Raw genomic sequence first — 22240 nt, forward strand, 5'->3', positions numbered from 1 at the left:
GCCCGGGCACGGACGAGCGGGAGTTCCGCGTCGGAGGAGTTCCGGGTGTCCTCTGGGGTCCGTCCGAGAGCAGCGGCCCGCCGCCGCTCGTGTTGCTCGGGCATGGCGGCAGCTCCGACAAGCGCGCCGTGCGCATCGACCGGCTGGGGCGGTGGTTTGCGGGTCAGGCCGGCTTCGCGGCGGTGGCGATCGACGGGCCGTTTCATGGGGATCGGGCGGCCGATCCCGAGCCGCACTGGGAGAAGGACGCGGCGGGCGTCATCGACGGGATGACCGAGGACTGGGCGGCCACCGTCGAGGCGCTGGCCGGCGACGGTCTGGCCGACGGACAGCGGCTCGGCTATCTCGGCCTGTCGATTGGGGACGCGGTTCGGGCTGGCGATCGTCGCCGCCCTCGGTGCCCGGTTCCGGGTCGCGGTGCTCGGCAAGTACGGCCTGGAGCAGGCGCCGGTGCTCCCCCGGGCGATGAACCTGCCGGAGCGGTACGCCGCGGAGGCCGCGCGGATCACCTGCCCGGTGCTGTTCCACGTGCAGCTCGACGACGATCTGTTCCCGCTCGCCGGCCAGTACGCCCTGTTCGACCGGCTGGGGAGCGAGCGCAAGGAGCTGCTCACCTACCCGGGGCCGCACCACGTCACCGACCCGGCGGCCGAGATCAGGTGGCGGGAGTTCGTGCGCGAACTCCTGTAGCGCCGCCGCGGCGCAGGGCCAGGGCTGCCACCCCGCCGGCCGGGAGAAGGAGCCAGCAGGAGATCAGGCGGTAGATGAGGACGGCGGCGGCCGCGCTGACGGCCGTGGCGCCGGCCGCGGTCAGGCCGGCTACCAGCGCCGTGTCGACCACGCCCACGCCGCCGGGGGTCAGGGGCACCTGGCGGACGATCTGCACGCCCAGGTAGATGCCGGCCAGGGTCACCACGCCGGTCGGCAGGCCGACGGCCCGGCAGGTGGCGGCCAGGCAGAGCAGGTCGGTCAGCCAGTTCACGGCGAACAGGAGCACGGCGGCCGTCCAGTCGCGGGCGCGCAGGGAGGCGCCGGCCTGCCAGGCCTGCTGGGCCGAGGCCAGGGTGCGGCGGATCCAGGTGAGCACCCGGCCGTTGCCGCGGATGGCCGCCGCGAAGGACGGGACCCGGCGGCCGGCGATGACCGCGCCGGTGGTCAGCACGGCCAGACCGCCGACGATGGCCAGCGGCTCGGGCCGAAGCAGCAGGGCGGGGTTGCGGCCCAGGACCGCCACGCCGCCGGTGACGTAGAGGAGGGTGAGACCGCCGATCGAGGCCAGGCCGGACACGATCATCGAGGCGGCGGAGTGTTCCTTGCTGACGCCGCCGCGCTGGTACTCCTTCACCGCGTAGGCGGCCGAGACGGCGGCGCCCGCGGGCATGGCGATGGAGATGGCGGTGCGGGCGAGCGTCACGGCGGCCGCCCGGCGGGCTGTCAGGCGTACGCCCAAAGACCGCAACAGAACCCGCTGCTGCCAGCCGAACGCGGCCAGCGACGTGACCTGGAGCGCGGCAGCGAGGGTGACCCACCAGTAGTCGGCGCCGGTCAGCGCGCCCAGGAACGCGTGCGGATCGGGCAGACGGCCCCAGAGGCCGAGCGCGGCCAGCGCGAGACCGGCCGCGAGCAGCAACGGCAGGCGCAGCCGCCGCCACCATGAGCGTCGGCTTGCCTGCGGTGCGGCCGGGCCTGGCCGCAACTCGGACCGGAGGGGAGCCACCTCGCGATCCTGACAAACAAAATCAACCCGGGGCTACCCCATGTGACCTCAGTCGCCGGAGAAGCCCCAGAAGTACAGCTCAGCGGGGGCTCCCTGGTCGTCGTGCAATACGGCGAACCTGCCGAATCCGGGAAATTTCGCTAGCGGGATCAGGAGCTCGACGTGGTCGCGGGTGAGCTTGGTGTCGCCGGCCGCCGCGTACGCCTCGGCCTCGCCGACCGGGATGACCACGCCGTACTCGGGATTGCCGTGCTCCTTGACCAGCGCCATGTACTCCTCGAAGGTCTCGTACGCGTAGGGCAGGTAGCCGTAGGTGGGCTCCTCACCGTCGTCGAGCACCTTGTACATGTCGAGGATCGAGTGGGTGCCCTTGAGCCGGACGACCTCCTCGGACCAGAGCTCGTCCTCGGTCGTGGGGCGGCCGGGATCGTCGGACGCGTTCTTGCCGCTCACCGCCCACACGAACTCACCCGCCTCGAAGACCAGCTGCCGGAGGGTCACGAAGGCGAGATACCGGTCTTCCTGGTAGGGCATGTAGTAGTCCCACCCCGAAGCACCCACGCATCCTCCCTCTTTGATCTTTCAGGCACGACACAATAGCCGGGGGCGGGGCGCGTCCGCCCCGGTCCCCCGGCCATTTCTTGGTTCAGTCTTTCAGCAGCGACCGAGATCCTGCCACTGGTCGGTCCAGCCCGGTTCGCTGCCCTGCGTCCAGTACTTCGCCTTCCAGAGGTGCTTGCCCTGGCCGGACGGCGGGCCGCTCGGGTCGCCGTACCTGCTCTTCTCGTGCTTGACCAGGTTCCCCGCGGTGTAAATTGTCCCGAATGCCCACTCAGGCGCGTTCGTGCAATCGGTCGCGGGCGGATTTGTCGGGTTTGTCGTAGGAGAAGTGGTCGGCGTCGTCGTCGGCGGAGTGGTCGGCGGTGTCGTGCACCCGCCGGTCGAGTCGACCGTGTCCGTGAAGGCGCTGCCGCCGGAACGATAGGCCGCCGCCTTCGACGAGGCCTGCGCCGGCGACAAGACCTGGTTCTTCGCGAACAAAAGCCAATCCACTTGCTCGACGTACGTCGACAGACCGCCCGTGTGCGCCGCGGTGTCGATGAACCACAGGTTCCAGTTGATCGTCATCGTCTGGCGCGGGTAGAACTTGCCGGAGTGGTCGCCGACCTGCACCCCGTCGATGAAGTAGATCATGTGCCCGTTGGCCACCTGGACGACCAGGTCGTGCCATCCGTCGTAGCTCTGCCGCTCCTCGGAGTGGACGTTGTCGGCATACCACGGGTCGTTGCGATAGGTATACCAGCTGGTCTGATAGTTGATCGGACCTGTCTCGCCCCACCCGCCGTTCGGCAGATACTCCGAGATGTCCAATTCCGAGTACGTCGGGTCGAGGTCCCCGTTCAGCGGGCTGATCGTGAAGAACGTCTCGTTGATGTGGTCGCCGTCGGCGCCGCCGGTCGGTGCGTCGGTGAACCGGATGCGGCTGGCGTAGGTGCCGTCGAGGAACCGTTTCTGGGTGGAGTAGAGCTCGGCCTGGTTGGTGCCGCCGGAGGTGCCGTCGGTCGAGGCGGTCAGCTGCATCACCTTGTCGCCGTTCGACGTGGGGAACGTGATGCTGTTGGCCGACCAGGTCGCGCCGGGAACGCCGGGCCCTCCGGAATACGTCCGGGGTGTCCAGCCGTGCCCGGTGAGCGTCGAATCGGCCGACGAGGTGTAGTGGAAATCGTCGAAGAGATAGCCGCAGTCGGCGGCATTCGCCGTCGGAGCGTTCACGACGACCGCCGTGGTCGCCGCCAGAAAAGCGACGGAAATAGCAGCCAATCGACGTTTGTCGATCAACATGGGGAGACTCCTCCCTTGTCCAAACAAACGGGGGATGGGGACTACTTGACCGCGCCGGCGGTCATTCCGGCACGGATGTGGCGCTGGAACGCGACATAGGCGACGAGCACCGGCAGCATGGCTATGGTCAGGCCGGCGAACAATCCACCCCAGTCGCTGCGATACCCCTGGCTGACCGACAGGGCGGCCAGACCCTGCGCCAGGACGTACCGGTCCGGGTCGGGGTTGAGAACCAGCGGCAACAGATACTGGTTCCAGAGCCCGAGGAAATTGAAGATGCCGACCGCGGTGAGGCCCGGCCGGGCCAGCGGCAGCATCACGCGGAAGAACACGGCGCCGTGCGAGCAGCCGTCGAGGAAGGCGGCCTCGGCGATCTCGCTCGGCAGGGTGCGGAAGAACGCGTGAAGAAAGAAGACCGTGAACGGTACGGCGTAGGCCGCGTAGACCAGGATGAGGCCCGGATAGGTGCCGAGCAGTCCGAGTCGCTGCACGACGAAGAAGAGCGGCACCAACGCCAGGAACACCGGGAAGAACATCGCCGCGACGAAGGTGTAGTAGATCAGCCGGTTGCCGCGGAAGTCGTACCGGGCCAGGGCATACGCGACGAGCGCACCCAGGAACATCGTGAGCAGCAGCGCCCCGCCCACCACGATCAGGCTGTTGAGGAAATACCGCCCGATGTTGGCGGAAGTCCACGCGCGCGCCCAGTTGTCAAAGTGCGGAGAAGCCGGCAACGACCACGGTGAATTAAGGATTTCGTCATCCGATTTCACCGAAGAAACCACCGCCCACAACAACGGCAGCGCGGTCACGACGGCCCAGCAGAGCATGGCCACCTGCGGCAGGGGATTTATCCGATTTTTCCGTACGCCGACCTCGGCCGGCGCGGCAGTGAGCACGGGCTTCTCCCGCAGGACGGTCATGCCAGCTCCAGCCGTTCCCGGCGACCGGCCCGGAGCGCGAGCACGGCCAGCGTCAATGTCGCGAAGAACAGGGCGACGCCCATCGCCGACGCGTACCCGAACTTCCCGTACGTGAAGGCATTGCGATAGAGCGACAGCCCGATCACCTCGGTGGCCCCGTCCGGCCCGCCCGGGCCCACGGTCATCACCTGAACGACCGCGAACCCGTCGAGCGCCGCGATCCCGAGATAGACGAACGCGACCTGAACCGTCTCCCGCACAAGGGGCACCGTGATCCGCCGGAATGTCGTCCACGCGCCGGCCCCGTCGAGCAGCGCCGCCTCGTACAACTCCGGAGGAATTCCGTCGATGGCCGCCCGGAAAAGCACCACGTAGAACCCGACCGACGACCAGACCAGAACCGCCATGACCGCGGCCAGCGCGAAGACCGGCTCGGCCAGCCACGATTGGGCCAGCGACCCCAGCCCGACCGCCCGCAGCCCTGAGTTCAGCAGACCGGTATTGGGGTTGTAGACGAAACCCCACAACACCCCGATCACGACCAGCGACAGCAATTGCGGGAAGAAATAGACGATCTGGTAGCCGCCCGCGCCCCGCCCCTTCCGCAGCAGCGACGCCAGCCCCAGCCCGATCGCGATCGTCACGAACGGCACCACGACCAGCATCACCGCGTTGTTGCGCACCGCGTCCAGGAAGAGCGAGTCGCCGCCGAGGCGGGCATAGTTGCCCGCCCCGACGTAGTGCGCCTCGCCGGCCACCCCGGTCCAGTCGGTGAGCGACAGGTAGAACGCCTGGGCGTACGGCGAGAGCACGAAGACGACATGCAGGACCAGCGCCGGCACCAGCGCGCCGAGCAGGAACCGCCACCGGCCGTGTCGCATCAGCGGGTGTATTTCGTGACGGTCGCGTCCTTGGCCAGAGCGTCCGCGGCCTTCTGGATCCGGGTGGACCAGTCGGCCGGGGAGATCCGCTTGTTCACCAGCTCGCCGGTCGCGTCGTCCACCGCTTTGGCCAGCGGGGCATACCACGTACGGAATCGATAGGTAAAGGTGTTGTCCCCGGCCGCGACGACGGCGTCGCGCACCGAGCCCAGCCCGCTGGAAAGGGTGAGCCCGTCGGTCGCGCCGGCCACCGCCGGGAGGGTGCTGTTGGCCTTGGCGAACTCCGTGGCCGACGCCTTGGAGAACAGCATCCGCAGGTACTCCTTGCCGCCGGCCTGGTTCTTCGCCTTCGACGGCACGAGGAACGACTCGCTGCTGGCCGCCTGCACCGCCGCTACCGGCTGCTTGTCGGAGGCGGTCAGCGCGGGCACGGCCCCCATGACCATGTCGAAGCCGGCCGGCGCGACGCCCTTCTGCTCGCTCTCCAGCCACGAGCCGCACGGGATGAACGCCGCCTTCTTCTGGCACCAGGCCGCCTGAGCCTCGGTGTGCGACAGCGCCTCCGAGCCGCTCATCAGGTAGTTCTTGCCCGCGAGCTCGGCGAACGCCGTGGCCGCCTGCACGAGCCCGTCCTGCTTCCAGGCGCCCGGCTCGAGGTTGTCGACTGCCTTGATCAGATCCTTGCCGCCCACCTTCGCCGCCATCGAGAGCAGCGGGTCGTTGATGTACTCCGGGTATTTGCCCTGGTAGGTCCAGGGTGCGACACCGGCCTTCTTGATCGTCTCGCAGAGCGCGAGCATCTCCGCCCACGTCTTCGGATAGGTCCAACCTTTCGCCTCGAAGAAAGGTTTGGAGAACCAGACACCCCAGACGGTGTACGTGAAATTGAGCGCGACCGTGGAGCCGCCGAAGGTGCCGTCGTCGACCACGCCGGGCAGCAGCGTCTCGCGGACCTTCTTGCCGGGCACGTCGAAGGCCGGCGCGTCCAGCAGGTCGGTCAGGTCCCCGGCCTGACCGGCGCTGACCAGCGTCGCGATGTCGAGCCGGCCCGCGCCGGTGTTGTCGACGACGTCCGGCGGGTTCCCGGCCACGAAGCGCGGCTGCATCGCCTCGCCGACCTTCTGCAGCCCCTTGTGATCGACCTTCGCCTTCGGGTAGTGCTGCGTGTACTGCGTCTCGGCCTTGATGGCGTAGTCGTCGCCGTACCCGCCCTTGAAGACGACCACCTCGAGGGGCGCGTCGGTCTTCACGCCGAGCGGGTTGTCGGTGGTCTTCTCCCCTTGTTCGGTCCCGCCGCCGCTGTCCTTGGTGCCGGAGGTGACGCAGGCCGAGAGCAGGGGCACGGCGAGTGCGGCCGTCGCGGCCGTTTTGAGGACGGTCCTCCGGGTCGGGTACGGTCTGAGCTGGGGTTCAAGGTTCATCGCGTGGGCCTTCTTCCCTCTATGCGGTACGCCGGATGCGCCCGGCGTACCGCGCCTCAATCAGTGCGTTGTGTTCCTTCCCGCCGGGCACGTTGTCCGACAGGTAGATGGGCGGGTCGATCCCGGCGGCCAGAAGGTTGGCGACGACCGCGGTGACGATCTGCTGGGCCAGCAGCGCCGCCGTGATCGAGGAGACGGCCCCGACCGCGCCGCCACCCGGCAGCGGGATCGCCGCGTCGCCGTACGGGGCGCCGTTGTCGAGCACGACGTCGGCGATCTCGCCGAGCTTCTTGCCGCTGGGGTGGCGCGACTCGACAGCGGCCGAGTGCTGCGCCGAGGTGATCGCCACCAGCGCGTGGCCGCGCTCCTTGACCAGCAGCGCCATCTCGACGACCGCGCCGTTGATGCCGGAGTTGGAGGCGATGACGAACGCGTCGTCGGGCTTGACCGGGGCCAGGTCGTAGAGGCGGTGGGCGATCTGGGTGCCCCGCTCGACCATCGGGTCGGCGAGCGCCTCGAGCGGGTCGCCGCCGTACAGGACGATGTCGCGCAAGGCGATCCGGTTGGTGGGCACCAGGCCGCCGGCCCGGCCGGCGATCTCCATCGCGAGCGCCTCGGAGTGCCCGCAGCCGAAGGCCTGGATCACTCCCCCGTTGCGCACGGTCTCGGTCAGAATCTCGGCGGCCTTGTGCGTGGCCGTCTCCTGGCCGGTGCCGACTTTGCTCAGCACCGCCTGGATGATGGTCAGGTACTCGTTGCTGGTGACACTCACGGTTGTCCTTTCGGGCGGCCGCGCTTGCGGGACGGGATCTTCTCGGGGAGGCGGTGGGCATCCACGGCGCGGACGGTGAGTTCCAATGCCTCGGCCGTACGCTCGTACGTGCGCTGGGCGACCGCGACGTAGATGAGGTCGAGCACCAGCAGCTGCGAGTGCAGAGCGGAGAGCGCGGCCAGCCGGAACGTCGTCTCCTGCACGCTGGTGGTGAACACGACGTCGGCGACCTCGGCCAGCGGCGAGCGGCTGAAGCTGGTCACCGCCACGGTCAGCGCACCGTGGTCGGCGGCCTCGGCGAGCGTCTCGATGACCTCGCGCGTACGCCCCGAGTGCGACAGCCCGATCGCCACGTCCCCCGGCAGCAGCAGCGCCGCGTTGGTGAGCGCGGTGTGCGAGTCGGTGCGGTGCCACACCGGCACCCGGATCCGCTCGAGCCGGAACGCCATCTCGCGCGCCGCGGTCCCGCTCGACCCGAGCCCGAAGATCTCGACCCGCTTCGCCTCGGCGATCGCCGCCGCGACCCGCTCGACCGCGGTGACGTCGAGCCCCGCCGCCGTGCCCTGGATGGCCCGGGTGTCGGCCGCCGTGACCACCCCGAGCACGTCGGTGAGCGCGTCCCCCGGCGCGATGTCGCCGCTGATGTCGGTCTCCCACCGCGCCTGCTCGGCCCGCCCGGTCTCGGTGGCGATCGCGACGCGCAGGTTCGCGTACCCCTTGAACCCGAGCGTGCGGCTGAACCGGGTCACCGTCGCCGTGCTCGTCCCCGACCGCTCGGCCAGGTCGACGATGCTGGCGTGCGCCGCCGTCTCGGGGTCGGCCAGGATCGTCTCGGCGATGCGCGCCAGCGCCTCGGGCATCTGCGGCCCCTCGATGCGCAACCGCCCGAGCAGCCCGCCACTCTCACCCGTCACGTGGTCGTCCTTTTCATCGAGTGCTGTTGGCGATGAAAATTACGACCGTCGACGCCGCTAGTCAATAAGAACTTTTCATGCTTCGATCCAGACCATGAACCTGGTGGTAGGCGTCGACGCCGGCGGCACCGCGTCGCGGGCTGTCGTGGCCACCCTGTCGGGCGAGGTCGTCGGCCGAGGCGTGGCCGGCCCCGGCAACCCCATCTCCAGCGGCCCCGCCGCCGCCCTCGCGGTCGGCGCGGCCCTGCGCGACGCCCTTTCCACCGTTGATCCGTCCGAGGTGGTCGGCGGCGTCCTCGGCCTGGCCGGCACCAGCGCGGTCTCCGCCCCCACGATCGCCACCGCCTTCGCCGACATGTGGGCCGGCTTGGGCCTGTCGTGCCCGATGCGCATCGTCGGCGACGTAGTCACCGCCTTCGCCGGCGGCACCCCGTCCCCGTCCGGCTCCGTCCTGATCGCCGGCACCGGTGCGATCGCCGCCCGCCTCGAGAACCATGAGATCGTCGCCGAGGCCGACGGCCTGGGCTGGCTCCTCGGCGACGAGGGCTCGGGCCGCTGGATCGGCTTGCAAGCCTTGCGCCACGCCGTCCGCGACTGGCACTCCCCCTTCGCCAAGTCGGTGGCCGCCCACGCCGGCGCCACCTCCCCCGACGACCTGGTCGCCTGGGCGCAGTCCCTGCCGCTGGCCGACATCGACGCCCTGTCCCCCGTCGTCTGCACCGCCGCCCGCGCCGGCGACCCGACCGCCCACACCATCGTTACCGCCGCCGTCTCCTGCCTGCTGACCACCCTCGATGTCGCGACCGCCGCCCCGGGACCGGTCGTCCTGGCCGGCGGCCTGCTGTCGGGCGACACTCTCGTCCGCGACGGCGTCCTGGCCGCCCTCGACGCTCGCCACGTGCCCACGGGAACCAGCCGCGATCCAGCAGCGGCCGCGGCGTGGCTCGCCGCCCGCCCGCTGACCCCACGCGACCACAACGAACTGCACGCCGCGCTCCTGGGTTGACCACCCGGCGGCTCCTGGCTTCACCGCCAGGGCGGTCGGGCCACGCCCGGCGGCAATTTGGTCCGGTCGTCGATAATCGCCCCCGCCACCATCGGCGAGGTGACGTCTTCAGCGGTTGACAGGTCCGCACCGCGCAGGTCCGTGCGGAATTGGAGGATTTGCGATTGTGCGGGTGACATGTCCGCACCACGGAGGTGAGCGCCCCGCAGATCGGCGCCCGACAGGTCCGCACCACGCAGATCAGCACGGAAGAGCCAGGCGGATCGCAGGTCGGCGAAGGGCAGAAAGGCCATCTTGAATGTGGCGCCCGACAGGTCGGCGTTCTTGAGCTGCGAGTGGTTCAGATGGCAACCGTCAAGATGTGCATCTTGTAGGTTGGCCCAGTCCATGTCCGCAGCGGTGATCGAGGCAAAGTTGAATCTCGCTTCGATGCCCCGAAATCCGGTCAGGTCGGCGCGGCCGAGGTCGGCGCCGGACAGGTCGCAGCCCCCGCAGCGGGCGGTGAGAAGTCGAGTCTTGCCGAGGCTCGCACCATGGAGGTCGGCGCCCGTCAGGTCGACGTCGTCGAACACGACACCGTGAAGGTCCGCCAGTCCCAATCCGAGAAGCGATCCGGAGAGGTTGACGCGGTCATACTCCGGAGCGGTTGGATGGGGGCGATGGCCTAGTACCGCGACGGCGGCCCGCACATCCTCGGGTGAAGTCGAGACAGCTCTCGGAGTCATCGACGGTCGCGATGCGTGGGTTCGCACAAACGCGGAGAGCACCTCGATCGCCGCGGATTCGCTGGAACTGGATTCCACCATGATTCGCTGCAGGGCATAGACGCCACCCAGCCGGATCGACAGCTTGTCCTTTCCCTCCTGGCCGAGCTGGTCGATGGCCGCAGTGAACCGGTCCGCTATTTGCCCCTGCCGGGACAATTCCTGTTGCCTACGATTCGCGGCATTGGTTGCATAGAGCCCAACGGCTACGAGCAGTACCGAGAGTATCCCTGCGAATGTAGTGATCGTGGCGCGCCAGTCGTGCTTCGCGGACGGCGGCCGAGTTGCGCGGCGCCATTGCGCCGACGACCAAGGGGTTGAGCCACCGAGCGCTGCTGTTGATGGTTTTGACCGCGATACCCGACCGCCGGCACGCCAACCGGCGCGGGCCGCGGTCCAGCGCTGTCGAATTCTCGGCATGCCCCCATTTCACGCCGGGCCTGGGTCGATTTCACTGTCGGGTTTCTGTCGGCAGAGGCATTGCTCGGCCTTCCGCCAGCGCGGCTCGAATCTGCCGAGGGTCAGTTCATGATCCACGGATTGATGGTCGGCGTGGACGACAACGAGTGGTTCGAGATCACCGGCCCAGGTCTCGCGATGGAATCCTGCGTCATGGCGAGACGGCAGCGATCCGGATGCCCTTCTGGATGTCCTCACGTCGACGGGATTCAACCTTGGCCCCGACGATACGGACAACCCTGACTACGTTTTCGACGGGCGGGCTTCCGGTCGGGCATTCGAACGGAGCGCGTCGCAACCTGGATGCGCGCGGCCGGCATCACCGTCACGTACCAGATGCTGCCGGGCGACGACCCGGGCCGCGATCGTTGTGGGTGCGGGAACCGGCCGGGGACGGGCCGCGTCGAAAGGCTCGTGGACACTTCACGGAGGCGTACGGCAATCGGGGTCTTTGTCGCCGTAGGCGTGTTGCTCGTGGGCGGATGCGGTGGCCAGATCCCCGGCGACGCCGACCGGATCGACGCCAAGCTGGTCAGCGAGCTGAAGCCGGGCGACGCGCAGGTCGTGGCGCAGTCGGTGAACGCGTTCGGGTTCGATCTCTTCCACGAGGTGGCGGACGGCAAGCAGAACACGATCACCTCGCCGCTGTCCGTCTCCGTGCTGCTCGCGATGGTGCTGGCCGGCGCCGACCGCGACACCGCGACCCGGATGGCCAAGGTGCTGCACCTCGACGAGCGCCGCGACGTCCGGGTCGGCGCGCTGCTGCGTTCCCTGGCCGACACCGACGAGGTGAAACTGTCGATCGCCGACGCGCTGTGGGCCGATCCGGGCGCGCCTCTGGAAAAAGACTACGAGGATTTCGTACGCCGTACCTTCGGCGCGACGGTCGACCAGGCCGGACTCGGCGACCCGGGCATCGTGAAGACGGTCGACCAGTGGGCGTCGAAGAACACCGGCGGCCGCATCGACAAGATCGCCGGTGATCTCGGGCTGCCCGACCCGTCGGCGACGCTCGTCCTGCTCAACGCCGTCTATTTCCTCGGCAAGTGGAAGACCACGTTCGACGACGGCATGACCCGGCCGGAGCCGTTCGCCGGCGCTTCCGGGAACGTGCCGACGATGCATCTGAGCGAGAAGACCCTCGGCTACGCCCAGCTCGACGGTTACCGCATGCTCCGCCTGCCCTACGGCGAGCACGGCCGCTACGGCGTGGAGATCCTCCTGCCCGACGAGGGCAACACGCTCCCCGGCATGCTGAAGGGCCTCGACGCCGCCGGCTGGCGCGCCGCCGTCGGCAAGCTCAGCGAGCAGCCGATCGACGAGGTCGCGCTGCCCCGCTTCGAGCTGCGCTGGTCGGGCGAGCTGATGGACGCGCTCACCGCGCTCGGCCTGCCCACGAGCGGCTTCACCAGCATGTCCAAGGCCAACCCTTCGCTGGCCACGGTGGTGCACAAGACGTACATCAAGGTCGACGAGAAGGGCACCGAGGCCGCGGCGGTCACCGGTGGCGTGATGGCCACCGCGGGCCGGGTGGGCGGGACGTCCTTCCTGGTGGACCGCCCGTTCGCCTTCACCATCTCCGATCAGCGGACCGGAGCGATTCTGTTCCTGGGGGCCGTGACCGACCCGTCCTAGTGCCCTGGCCACGAACGTTCGCGGTGTTAGGTGATACGCCGTCTGGCCTGATGGCTGGGCGGCGTGATGGCGATTCAGGCTGTGGTGGTGGCAGATCCCGTACGTGTGCGGCGGTTGAGTGACCAGGAAGGTCACCGGTTCACCGATCCGATTGCGGCGGGCGATGGTCGTGCTCGCCTCGGCCGGCGGCAATACCGTGCCGGCGATCGCGCGGTTGGTGCAGGCAGACGAGGACACGATCCGGCAGGTCATTCACCGGTTCAACGAGATGGGGATGGCCAGCCTGGACCCTCAGTGGACGGGTGGCCGTCCCCGCCAGATCAGTCCTGACCTACGCCTCGTGGGCCAACCCGATCGAGGCCCAGTTCGCGCCGCTACGCACCTTCGTCATCGCCCGCTCGAACCACCCGAACCACATCGCGTTGCCTCGCCACCTGCACCGATACCTTCGCTCGCGCCACGCCAACGCACGCCACCCCGACGACCTGGCCGCCCAATGCCGCGAACGCGCACGAGTCCGCAGCGAACGACAACACCGCTGGGGCCAACCCACCACCCGGGCAGCCTGACCCAACACCGCGAACCTTCGTGGTCAGGGCACTAGTCGCCGGCCGCCGGGAAGCCCGGAACTGTGCCGCCCACGGCCGCGGTGCGGAACGCTTCCCGGGCGTCCGCGGGTGCGCGACCACCTCCTGCATGATCTTCACGACCTCCTCCATCACCGCGATGTCGTGGTCGTCCGCAGCCGGCTCGTGGTGACCGTGCCCGGCGGGGTCAGATCGGAATGGCGTTCCCGACCCGCTCTCCTCGCCGGGCCCGTTCAACGCCCTGGTCACCGGTGCCTGACGCACGGCCGGCCGCGCACTCACCGGTGACCAGGGCGCCATCGCTGCCTACGGGGCCCGCATCGCCATGGTCTGGCAGTCATACCTGCGCCACCAAGGCGGGTATTACGGTATGGAACGCCGATGGTCGGACGCCCCTTTCTGGCGCCGTGTGCAGAGCTAGTGCCAGGTGTCGCTGACCGATTTCGTGCAGGCCGTGCCGGTGTTCAGCGTCCGATTCGCGCCCGCCTCCCAGGTGACCGCCGAGCCGTTCTTCTTGACGTACTTGTACTCGACCGTGGTGTTGGCGGGCAGGCTGACCGTGCCCTGCCACACCGGGTAGGTCGCCGAGGACAGGGCCACGCCGCCGCTGGTGTTCCAGTTGCTCAGCTCGGCCCGGTTGCCCAGCACGTAGATGTTCTCGCCCCACACCGTCGTCGCGTTGACCGCGAACGTCACCGCGACCGTGGCGCACGAGGTCGAGCCGGAGGTGCGGGCGTTCACGTGCAGCGCCAGCATCGAGTTCGCCGGGATCGACGCCGTGAACGTGCCGGACGAGCTCACCGTGTAGGTCGGTCCGGTGCAGGTGCCGCCGCTGACGTCGCCGTTGGCGACATCGCAATAGGTTCCCGCGGGCAGGCTGGTCGTGAAGGTCCGGCTCAGCGTTCCGCCATCCCGATTGAAGACGGCGTACGCGGCGGAGCCGCGCCCGAACGCAATTTGGTCCCCGCCGTTCGACCACCAGTTCGTGAGGGCCGTCCCGGCGGCGGCGTTGTGGAACGTGACCATGTTCGCCGTCGTCCGCCACCGGTGCTCGCACGCCCAGCCGGACGAGCAGTTCACCGCCGAGGTCGTCCCGTTCGAGGCGGCCGGCGGCCCGGCGTCCGCGTTGCTGAACGTGAAGCTCGACATCACCGACGGCGTGCCGTACGGGTAGGCCAGCATGAACGCCTCGGCCAGCGCGTAGTTCGTGCCGTCCTTGTAGGTCAGCTTCGCCCGCCCGTTGCGCTGCGTGTCGTGGTTGTCGATGAACGCGACCGCGTCCCCGCTTCCGACCAGCATCTGGCCGGGCAGGTTCTGCAGCCCCGACAGGTTCGCGTCGCGGAACGCGTTGCCGACCACGTCGCCGTACCGGAACTCGGTGACGTCGCCGATCCCGGTGTACTCGGTCGGGCTGATCTCGCCGGCGCCGCCCTCGATCGTCTCCTGGAAGATGTACGGCGAGCCGCTCAGCTGCCCGTAGATCGCCTGCAGGTCGGCCACCGGCACGTGCTTGGCCGCGTCGACCCGGAACCCGTCGACCCCGAGCGAGATCAGGTCGTTCAGGTACCCGTCGATCTTCCCGCGCACGTACGACGACTCCGTCGCCAGGTCGGACAGGTCGACCAGCTCGCAGTTCTGCACCTCCCACCGGTCGGCCCAGTTCACGATGTCGTCGTTGCCGTTGCGCCCGCAGTGGTGGAAGTCGTTGTTCCCGTACGCGACGGCGGGGTATGCGTAGTGGCTGTAGCTGGACCCCGCGCTGCCGGTGCCGGTCGACGCGCCGCCGGCCATGTGGTTGATGACCGCGTCGACGTAGATCTTCACGCCGGCCGCGTGGCAGGTGCTCACCATGCTCGCGAAGGCGGCCCGGTTGCCGCGCCGCGACACCAGCTGGTAGCTGACCGGCTGGTAGTCCTGCCACCACGGGTATCCGGAGCCGGAGAGCACCACATGCTCCTGCGGCGGCGACACCTGCACCGCGCCAAAGCCCTTGGGCCCCAGCACGTTCGTGCACTCGGAGGCGATCGACGCCCACGGCCATTCGAAGAGGTGGACGATGACGTCGCGCGGCCCGGGGTTCGCGTCGACCTTGGCGTCGGCCTGGTGCGGCCGGCCGATGGCGACCGTGGCCACCGCGGTGAGCAGGAGCAGAACGCCGGGGATCGCCCAGCGGCGTGATCTCATTCCTTGCCTCCTTTCAGCGAAGGTACGGGCCATCGGCTCCTACCTTTCCGGGAGAGGGATTGCCGGGCAGCGCGAGCACGTAGACCCGCAGGTCGCCCTTGGCGTTGACCGTGGCGGTCAGGGTGCCGTTGGTGACGGTCTCGACGTCACCGGATACGGCGTCGGTGTACGTACCGTTCGGAATGCTCGTGAACGTGGCACTGCTCGACACGGTCACCAGCGCGAAGCTGTCGACGGAGCCCGCGGTGTAGCGGCGCTTGTAGGCGATGTCGCCGCTGACCCCGTCGGTCGAGTACTGGCCCATCTGCAGGGCCGGGATCGCCCGGCGGATCTGGTTGAGCCGCTGCACGTGCTTGACCAGCGGCTGGGCGAGGGTCGTCGCCACGGCACCGCTCGCGCTGCTCACCGCTCCGTAGTCGGAGGCCGTCACGGAACCGTCGACGTGATCGCCGTAGTAGGCACGCCCGGTGGTGGCGAGCGGGCAGGACGGGCCGCAGTCGATCTGCTTGCCGGCCTGGAACTCGATCTCCGAGCCGTAGTAGAGCGTCGGGATGCCGCGGAACGTCCACATCAGCGACATGTTCTCGGCCCACGCGCCGGTGCCGCCGGTATAGCGGAACGACGACTTGTTCGGCCCGTAGTCGTGCGAGTCGACGTAGACCGCGTTGTAGGTCGCGTCGTTCACCGAGTCGTCGGAGTCCTTCCCGTTCCGGAACGCGTTGCCGGCGTCGGAGAAGTTCATGTGCATCCGCATATCGATGATGTTCATGCCGGAGAACTGGCTGTGATCCGGTTCGTGGTACGCGTTGCCGTTGAGGAACGCGTTGGTGCTCGTCGGCTGGTTTCCGGTGCCGAGCTGTTCCTCGTAGTTGTACTGCTCGAGCGCGGCGGTGGCGTCGTCGTCGGAGTAGGTGCGCCGTTCCTTCCAGGTGAAGAACTGCGCCGAATGGTTGACCGAGCCGCGGTTCCACTTGTCGTTGACGAAGGCGCCGACCTCACCGAAGACGTAGAAGTCCTTGGCCTTGCCCGCCCCGTACTTCTGCACGAGATGTTGCTGCAGGGCGGGCAGGAAGCGGCGGTTCCAGGTGACCCGCGGAATGTGCACGGCGGTGTCGACGCGGAACCCGTCGACGCCCATGTCGATGTACTTGTTGTACGCGCCGATCAGATAATTCTGGACGACCGGGTTCTCGGTGTTGAGGTCGGCGAGGTCGTCGGCGAGCCAGCAGGATCGCGAGTCCTCGCCCTCCCAGTTGCCGATCCAGCACTGGTGGTACAGCGTCGACGGGAACATGCCACTCGTCGGTGACGGCCATTGGCAATTGTGGTTGGCGTATCCCTGCGGGCTGTAGGTGCCGTTCGTCGTGCCCCAGTTCCGGCAGGTGTTCCCGGCCGGTTCGGTCGTGCTCCACAGATCGCCGTTGTACGGGCGGCCCTGTGCGAGCTGATTCTGCTGCGCGGTCAGAGTCGGGTCGGTGCCGTGGAACTCCACCATCGGGTCGTACTGCTGCCCGTCCGCCTTGGTGCTGTACAGCCAGTCCCACTGACCGTCCTTGGCGCCCCACACCTTCGGCACGAACAATCCGTTGGCGCCCCACCGGGAACTGTGGTTGTAAACCACGTCCTGGTAGATCTTCAGACCTTTCGCGTGCGCCTTGCCGATCAGATCCTGGTACGTCGAGCCGGGCGATTCGAGCCGAGTGTCGACGCGGTAGAAATCCCAGCCGTGGTAACCGTGGTAGTCGTAGTCCGAGCGGTTCAGCACGACCGGTGTGATCCAGATGGCCGAGAATCCGAGACCCTTGATGTAGTCGAGCTTGTCGATGAGCCCCTTGAAATCCCCGCGGAACATCGGGTCGTGATTCGCCGCGTTCCCCGACGAGATGTCCTGGCTCCCGCCGCGGTCGTTCGACGTGTCGCCGTCGTAGAACCGCGCGGTCAGCACGAAATAGATGCTCTCCTTGCGCGGGTCGCCGCCGAGCATCTCGCCGCCGGCCGCCGGCGGTGGGGCATCCCCGGTGGTCACGCTCTTCGCATTGCCGGCGGCCGAGAGATTCCCGGCCGCATCAACCGCACGGACCACATAGCCGTACGTCGTGAGCGGCGCGAGGCTGCCGTCGATGTACGTGTTGTACCCGCTCGTCAGCACCACGGTTCCACCGCTGCCACCACTGCGCGTGATCTCGTAACCAGTGACTCCCCGGTCATCGGTCGACGCGGTCCAGCTCAGCGTGACGGTCACGTGGTCGACGCTCGCGGTCAGCCCGCCCGGCGTGCTCGGCGCGGTCGTGTCGGGCGGCACCGCGCTGCACGGGTCGGTGGCGTCACCGGTGACCACACCGTCCCGGACCGTGGAGGTGCCCGCGTTCAGCCGGTAGTTCGCGCCGTTGTTGTTGTCCCACGCGCCCGACCCGTTGGTGAAGGTGGCCTGCAACGAGGTCGCCGCGCCCAGTTCCACGGTCTTCTTCACCCAGCCGGTGCAGGCGGTCTCGTTCATCGCCACGCCGGGCACGGTCGTCCACGCCTCGCCGGTCGGCGCGTAGTGCAGGTAGACCGTCGCCCAGTTCCGGCTGCCCTGGGCGTAGAACACGGTCGCGGTGTTGTCCCCGGCCGGCGGCGTCGTGACGGTGCACGGGTCGGCCGAGGTCACCACCCCGCCCGTGATCGTCACGACGCCGGTGCCGACGCTGTAGTTGCGCCCCGAGTTGTTGTCCCAGGTTCCGGAGCCGTTGTTGAACGTCGTCTGCATCCCGGTCGCCGAGCCGAGATCGAGGTCCTTGCGGTACCACCCGGCGCAGGTCGCCGCGGCCATCGGCACGCCCGGCACCGTCGTCCACAACCCGCCGTTCGGCGCGTAGTGGATGTTGACGGTGCTCCAGGCGGTCGGCGGTTTGTAGAAGACGGTGACGGTGTTCGTGGCCGCCGCCGACGCCGGCGTCACGACGAGGGGGATGGCGGCGAGCGCCGCGAGGACGGCGGTGAGCCATTTCTTGGGCACGGGGGACTCCTCCAACGACCTGGGGCGTCGATCGCAGGACGGGGGTGCGACGAAACCGATGACACGGACGTAATACCGCGTTCACATTGGTCGAGACGCTAGCAACGACTTGCATCGATTGGAAGAGTTTCCATGAATGTTGCAAAGTCGTGCGGAGAAGCCCGTCGATGCGTGCGTCTCTAGTCGCGCTGGAGCGCCTCCCGGCGCAGCATCTGCCACATCGTGGGGGTGCCCTCGGTAGTGGTGACCGCGACGTTCCGCCGGACGAACCGCGTGTCGGTCACCTGCTCGAGCAGGGCGGCGGCGAGGTCGGCCCGGCTCGTGTAGATGCCGGGCGCCTGGTCCTCGTGCAGCTCGTAGCGGGTGATCGCGGGCGCGTCGAAGAGCCCCGACGGCCGCACGACGGTCCACTCCAGATCGCCGGCCCGCAGGTGCGACTCCATCAACCGCATGTCCGCGTACGTGGTCCGGCCGATCGTCGCCACCACGAGCGGCTGCATGATCCAGTTCATCAGGAACCCGCCGTCTGCGTGCCGGTGCGGCTCGGTGGCGCTCGAGCTGACCGCGACCACCCGCTTCACGCCGTGCCGCTCCATCGCCTGGGTGATGTGCCGGATGCCCTCGCTGTACAGCGTGATCGGCTTGCGCGTGAACGGCGTGCCCAGCGTCGAGAGCACGGCATCAGCCCCCGCCACCGCACTCTCGACCGCACCGGGGTCGCGCACGTCGGCGCCGTTCACCACGAGCCGAGCGTGCCGCAACGGAAAGTCGTCCGGCCGCCGGGTGACCGCGACGACCTCGTGCCCGCCGTCGATCGCCTGCTGGGTGAGCAGCCGCCCGGTGGGCCCGTTGGCCCCGAAAACAACGATCCTCATGACGCACTCCCGCGCTCGAACAGCAAAGTCCTACGAACCATATATCTTACGGAACTCAGAATATATGTGATCCACAGGACACGACCCATCCCGTCGCCGGCCGGGCGGCTGGGCTGTGCCTGACGAACCTGCCCGCACCTAGCAACCCGACCAACCTGCCGACCGACCCCATGACGCCAGCGACGGAGCAGCGCCGGTGCCTTTCCCCGGCGAGCTTCCCGACGGATCGTCGTTGACGGTGCCTCATTTTGCTCGCCGCCGCTTGATCGGAATCTCCGGGTCCAATCCGCGGACCGCACCTCCGGCGGAATGATCCGAATTCGGGTGACACCATCGCGACAGTTGTTGGAGGCATTTGCGCCTTGCGCATCCGGGGGACCCCGAGGATGCTCAAATTCTGGACCGCCTAATGGGCTCTCCCGGATCTTGTTTGCTGATCCATTCCTACGCTTTGTCAGGAGGATGGATAAATGGCGTTCGAATTATCACCGGAAATCGAGGTCGACCGCGACGACGAGGGTCGGGTTCTGCTGCTGCGCCACCCCAGATCGCCGTATACGCCGCAACGGGCGTCGCTGACCGAACCCTCGGTCACCGAGTTGGCCGACAGCTACGTCGCGGAGGTGGCGCCGCTGTACGGCCTGCGCATCGAGGGGCTCGACGGGGACGAGCTGGGCCTGCACCGGGAGACCGAGAAGTCGGTCCTGGACTCGACGGTGGTCACCTACCAGCAGACTCTGCAAGGTTTGCCCATCTGGCAGGCCGCGCTGGAGGTGCGGTTGGCCGGCGAGCCGCCGCGGGTGCTGAGTTCCAGCAGCACGCTGCACCTCGGCGTCGAGCTCGACGCGCCGGCACGCCAGGACGGCCCGGCGTTCGCGGTCGATGACGCCACCGCGGTCGCGTCGGTTCTGGGCATCGATCCTGCCGCCGATCCCGAATTCCGTGTCAACTCCACCCGCCGACTGGTGTATCAATATGATCCCGCGCTGCGCTTCGACCCCGCGGCGACGGTGTCGGCCGGGGGCGAACAATTCGACCATGGGCCGCCCGTGCTGCCGTTGGCGCCAATTCCACGCGATATCATTCCCGGGCAGCACTACATTGTTCAGGAAATACTGTTCGACCATTCCGCGCCACGGTGGGGACTGGTCCATTGGCGGGTATTCGTCGAGCCGCTCCGGCAGGCCGTGCTGTACCTGCGGGCCTTTGTCGCGACGCAGCACGCCTGTGTCTTCCTCTCCGACCCGGTATCGCTGAGCGGCAAGCTCTTGGACGGCGGCACACCCGCCGGCGAACTGGACCCGCTGCGTGCTCGCGTGCCGCTGCTCGGGCTCGACCCGCCGGTCGCCGGGACGCAGGCGCTACGTGGCGAATTCATCGCGCTCGCCGACACCGACGCGCCGACGGTCGCGGCGCCGACCACGACCACGCCGTTCGACTTCTGCTACTCCGCCGTCACCGACGACTTCTCCGCGGCCTGCGCTTACCACAACTACGACCGCCTGTACCGGTTGGTGCAGGGAATGGGCTTCACCATCGCGCAGTACTTCGACGGCACCACCTTCCCGGTGCCCACCGATCATCAGGGCTTCGGCAACCAGGTCAACGCCGCCGCGCACGGCAACGCCGCCGGCAACGGGATGGGCCGATACCGCAACGGCCTGGCCCGCTCCGGTTTCCCGGTCGGCATCGCCGACGACTGGCGGGTGGTGCTGCACGAGTTCGGCCACGCGCTGCTGTGGGACCACGTCAACTCGCCCAACTTCGGCTTCTGCCACAGCGCGGGCGACACCCTCGCCGTCATCCTCAACGACCCGGACTCGCTCGCACCGGACCGCTACGTGACGTTCCCGTTCACCCCGATCAGCCGCCGACACGACCGGGAGGTCACCGACGGCTGGGCCTGGGGTGGTATCCGGCACGACACGCAATACGGCAGCGAACAGATCCTCTCGACATTGCTGTTCCGGGTGTACCGCGTGACCGGCGGCGACGACGCGGACATCAGCGTGCGCCGGTTCGCCGGCCGGTACCTGGCTTACCTGATCGTCCGAGCGATCGGCACGCTGACCGTCACCAGCACCAACCCCGCTCTGCTGGCGAGCGCGATGATGGACGCCGACGAGGCGACCCTCGACTTCGAGGGTCAGGCCGGCGGCGCCTGGCACAAGGTGATCCGCTGGAGCTTCGAGCAGCAAGGGCTGTACCAGCCGCCCGGTGCGCCGGTGCCGGTACAGCAGCCGGGCGCGCCGCCGGCGGTCGACGTGTACATCGACGATGGACGAGGCGGTGGGTATTTTCCGTACTTGCCCGACTTCGCCGCCTCGCCGGACGTGTGGAACCGCTGGGCCGCCGATGGCGGCACGGAGCACCAGCAGCCGATCCCCGGACAGACCAACTATTTGTACGCGCGGGTGGGTAACCGCGGCACACAGCAGGCCACCGGCGTGCGCGTGCGGATCTACCAGGGTGACCCGCAGGGCGGCTTGGTCTGGCCCGCGGGCTGGCAGCCGGCGGCAGCGGAGCAGAACGCCGGCCCGATCCCACCGAACGGCCGGACCGTGGCCGGTCCGTTCGCCTGGAACCCATCCGAGAAGCCCGGCGAGGCCGTGCTGGCCAGCGTCTCGGCCGCCGGGGACGTCAGCAACGCGGAGACGGTCAACGGGCCGATCGCCCACTGGCGGCTCGTGCCCTTCGACAACAACCTCGCACAGCGCACCATGACCTGCCCGCCGACGGCGGCGGTCTCGCTGCTGACCGACGACAGCGAGCCACCGGATCAGCCGTGGCGGGGGCTGTTCCTCTGACGCACCAACGCATACCGCACCGACCACACAGACAGGAGGGGACATGACTGTCACCGGCGAGCAAGCACTGACGGATCCACAGCAGGTCACCGGCGCACCGGGCCAGCAGTTCCAGGGGGAGGCCGCCGTCGACGAGGCGGCGCCGGGCGGCTGGTTCGACTGCAACGTCAACTACTGCGGACCCGCGGAGAACGGGGTCATCTACATTCACCTGCGCGAACGCGGCAGCGCGTTCGACCGCTGGTACCAGGCGTACGACACGATGAAGCGGGACATGCTCGCGACCGCCCTGACGGCGATCAGCACCGGGCTGCCGGTCACCGTCTACATCACCACCACCGACGAGTACGGCATTTTGAACCGCCTCTACATTCGCCGTTGACCCACTCGGCGACATCGCGCGCGACGACGGCCACGGCCGGACCCATCCGAGCCGTGGCCGATCGCCGCCGTCT

The 22240-nt window shown here is 68.6% G+C and carries 17 protein-coding genes and 2 pseudogenes; 7 read left to right on the plus strand and 12 right to left on the minus strand.

The features are described 5' to 3' along the window. The first annotated feature begins 357 nt into the window (after window positions 1-357). Window positions 358-690 (plus strand): hypothetical protein, encoded by a 333-nt coding sequence (locus tag A3CQ_RS0143640; protein WP_020517287.1) that lies wholly within the window; start codon window positions 358-360, stop codon window positions 688-690. On the opposite strand, the gene A3CQ_RS56150 is transcribed toward A3CQ_RS0143640, so the two are convergent. From A3CQ_RS56150 to A3CQ_RS0143680, 8 genes are all read right to left on the minus strand, one after another. Next, complete coding sequence (locus tag A3CQ_RS56150; RefSeq protein ID WP_245577625.1) at window positions 656-1717, minus strand: lysylphosphatidylglycerol synthase transmembrane domain-containing protein; 1062 nt, start codon at window positions 1715-1717, stop codon at window positions 656-658. The genes A3CQ_RS0143640 and A3CQ_RS56150 overlap by 35 nt on opposite strands. 48 nt (window positions 1718-1765) lie before the next feature. Continuing rightward, window positions 1766-2278 (minus strand): hypothetical protein, encoded by a 513-nt coding sequence (locus tag A3CQ_RS0143650; RefSeq protein WP_026206856.1) that lies wholly within the window; start codon window positions 2276-2278, stop codon window positions 1766-1768. 93 nt (window positions 2279-2371) lie between these two features. Next, the gene (locus A3CQ_RS0143655; RefSeq protein WP_020517290.1) at window positions 2372-3559 is read right to left on the minus strand and encodes a glycosyl hydrolase; all 1188 of its coding nucleotides are present in this window, start codon (window positions 3557-3559) and stop codon (window positions 2372-2374) included. A 41-nt stretch (window positions 3560-3600) separates the two neighbouring features. Next, window positions 3601-4482 carry a carbohydrate ABC transporter permease gene (locus A3CQ_RS0143660; protein WP_020517291.1) on the minus strand — a complete coding sequence of 294 codons (882 nt, stop codon included), beginning with the start codon at window positions 4480-4482 and terminating at the stop codon, window positions 3601-3603. Further along, window positions 4479-5363, minus strand: a complete 885-nt coding sequence (locus A3CQ_RS0143665; protein WP_020517292.1) for a carbohydrate ABC transporter permease — start codon at window positions 5361-5363, stop codon at window positions 4479-4481. The genes A3CQ_RS0143660 and A3CQ_RS0143665 overlap by 4 nt, the downstream gene beginning before the upstream one ends. After that, window positions 5363-6784, minus strand: coding sequence for an N-acetylglucosamine/diacetylchitobiose ABC transporter substrate-binding protein (gene ngcE / locus A3CQ_RS0143670; protein WP_020517293.1), 1422 nt, complete (start codon window positions 6782-6784; stop codon window positions 5363-5365). Before ngcE ends, A3CQ_RS0143665 begins: the two co-directional genes overlap by 1 nt. A gap of 19 nt (window positions 6785-6803) precedes the next feature. Beyond that, a complete protein-coding gene (locus A3CQ_RS0143675) occupies window positions 6804-7556 on the minus strand; it encodes a sugar isomerase domain-containing protein (protein ID WP_020517294.1) in 753 nt (250 codons plus the stop codon). Continuing rightward, complete coding sequence (locus A3CQ_RS0143680) at window positions 7553-8470, minus strand: MurR/RpiR family transcriptional regulator (protein ID WP_020517295.1); 918 nt, start codon at window positions 8468-8470, stop codon at window positions 7553-7555. The genes A3CQ_RS0143675 and A3CQ_RS0143680 overlap by 4 nt, the downstream gene beginning before the upstream one ends. 94 nt (window positions 8471-8564) lie before the next feature. Here A3CQ_RS0143680 and A3CQ_RS0143685 point away from each other — a divergent pair, with 94 nt between their 5' ends. Next, window positions 8565-9476: an N-acetylglucosamine kinase gene (locus tag A3CQ_RS0143685; RefSeq protein WP_020517296.1), complete on the plus strand. Its 912-nt coding sequence runs from the start codon at window positions 8565-8567 to the stop codon at window positions 9474-9476. A 20-nt stretch (window positions 9477-9496) separates the two neighbouring features. On the opposite strand, the gene A3CQ_RS56155 is transcribed toward A3CQ_RS0143685, so the two are convergent. Continuing rightward, window positions 9497-10399: a pentapeptide repeat-containing protein gene (locus A3CQ_RS56155; RefSeq protein WP_020517297.1), complete on the minus strand. Its 903-nt coding sequence runs from the start codon at window positions 10397-10399 to the stop codon at window positions 9497-9499. 774 nt (window positions 10400-11173) lie between these two features. On the opposite strand from A3CQ_RS56155, the gene A3CQ_RS0143695 reads away from it, so the two are divergent. The 3 genes and pseudogenes from A3CQ_RS0143695 to A3CQ_RS64295 form a co-directional block, all read left to right on the plus strand. Beyond that, window positions 11174-12334, plus strand: a complete 1161-nt coding sequence (locus A3CQ_RS0143695; protein ID WP_157297034.1) for a serpin family protein — start codon at window positions 11174-11176, stop codon at window positions 12332-12334. Between the two features lie 163 nt (window positions 12335-12497). After that, window positions 12498-12605 (plus strand): annotated as a pseudogene (locus A3CQ_RS64290) (helix-turn-helix domain-containing protein); the annotation flags it as partial. Window positions 12606-12663: 58 nt separating this feature from the next. After that, window positions 12664-12903 (plus strand): annotated as a pseudogene (locus A3CQ_RS64295) (IS630 family transposase); the annotation flags it as partial. A gap of 435 nt (window positions 12904-13338) precedes the next feature. Here A3CQ_RS64295 and A3CQ_RS0143705 read toward each other — a convergent pair. The 3 genes from A3CQ_RS0143705 to A3CQ_RS0143715 all read right to left on the minus strand — a co-directional run bounded on the left by A3CQ_RS0143705 (window position 13339) and on the right by A3CQ_RS0143715 (window position 18978). After that, window positions 13339-15105 carry a carbohydrate-binding module family 20 domain-containing protein gene (locus A3CQ_RS0143705; RefSeq protein ID WP_020517299.1) on the minus strand — a complete coding sequence of 589 codons (1767 nt, stop codon included), beginning with the start codon at window positions 15103-15105 and terminating at the stop codon, window positions 13339-13341. Between the two features lie 13 nt (window positions 15106-15118). Next, a complete protein-coding gene (locus A3CQ_RS0143710) occupies window positions 15119-18103 on the minus strand; it encodes a carbohydrate binding domain-containing protein (protein ID WP_020517300.1) in 2985 nt (994 codons plus the stop codon). A 179-nt stretch (window positions 18104-18282) separates the two neighbouring features. Then, on the minus strand, window positions 18283-18978 hold the full coding sequence (locus tag A3CQ_RS0143715) for an NAD(P)-dependent oxidoreductase (RefSeq protein WP_020517301.1): 696 nt from the start codon (window positions 18976-18978) through the stop codon (window positions 18283-18285). A gap of 470 nt (window positions 18979-19448) precedes the next feature. On the opposite strand from A3CQ_RS0143715, the gene A3CQ_RS56160 reads away from it, so the two are divergent. Together A3CQ_RS56160 and A3CQ_RS0143725 are read left to right on the plus strand one after the other, a co-directional pair. Beyond that, window positions 19449-21785: a hypothetical protein gene (locus tag A3CQ_RS56160; RefSeq protein WP_020517302.1), complete on the plus strand. Its 2337-nt coding sequence runs from the start codon at window positions 19449-19451 to the stop codon at window positions 21783-21785. A gap of 43 nt (window positions 21786-21828) precedes the next feature. Further along, complete coding sequence (locus A3CQ_RS0143725; protein WP_020517303.1) at window positions 21829-22167, plus strand: hypothetical protein; 339 nt, start codon at window positions 21829-21831, stop codon at window positions 22165-22167. Window positions 22168-22240 lie beyond the last annotated feature (73 nt).

Source organism: Paractinoplanes globisporus DSM 43857 (assembly GCF_000379645.1).
In the GTDB taxonomy this organism is placed as follows: Bacteria; Actinomycetota; Actinomycetes; order Mycobacteriales; family Micromonosporaceae; genus Actinoplanes; species Actinoplanes globisporus.

Excerpts from the sequence above, each read along its gene's own strand:
- A3CQ_RS0143655 (WP_020517290.1), bottom strand. The coding sequence starts at position 3,559 with ATGTTGATCGACAAACGTCGATTGGCTGCTATTTCCGTCGCTTTTCTG.
- A3CQ_RS0143660 (WP_020517291.1), bottom strand. The coding sequence starts at position 4,482 with ATGACCGTCCTGCGGGAGAAGCCCGTGCTCACTGCCGCGCCGGCCGAG.
- A3CQ_RS0143665 (WP_020517292.1), bottom strand. The coding sequence starts at position 5,363 with ATGCGACACGGCCGGTGGCGGTTCCTGCTCGGCGCGCTGGTGCCGGCG.
- ngcE (WP_020517293.1), bottom strand. The coding sequence starts at position 6,784 with ATGAACCTTGAACCCCAGCTCAGACCGTACCCGACCCGGAGGACCGTC.
- A3CQ_RS0143685 (WP_020517296.1), top strand. The coding sequence starts at position 8,565 with ATGAACCTGGTGGTAGGCGTCGACGCCGGCGGCACCGCGTCGCGGGCT.
- A3CQ_RS0143705 (WP_020517299.1), bottom strand. The coding sequence starts at position 15,105 with ATGAGATCACGCCGCTGGGCGATCCCCGGCGTTCTGCTCCTGCTCACC.
- A3CQ_RS0143715 (WP_020517301.1), bottom strand. The coding sequence starts at position 18,978 with ATGAGGATCGTTGTTTTCGGGGCCAACGGGCCCACCGGGCGGCTGCTC.
- A3CQ_RS56160 (WP_020517302.1), top strand. The coding sequence starts at position 19,449 with ATGGCGTTCGAATTATCACCGGAAATCGAGGTCGACCGCGACGACGAG.
- A3CQ_RS0143725 (WP_020517303.1), top strand. The coding sequence starts at position 21,829 with ATGACTGTCACCGGCGAGCAAGCACTGACGGATCCACAGCAGGTCACC.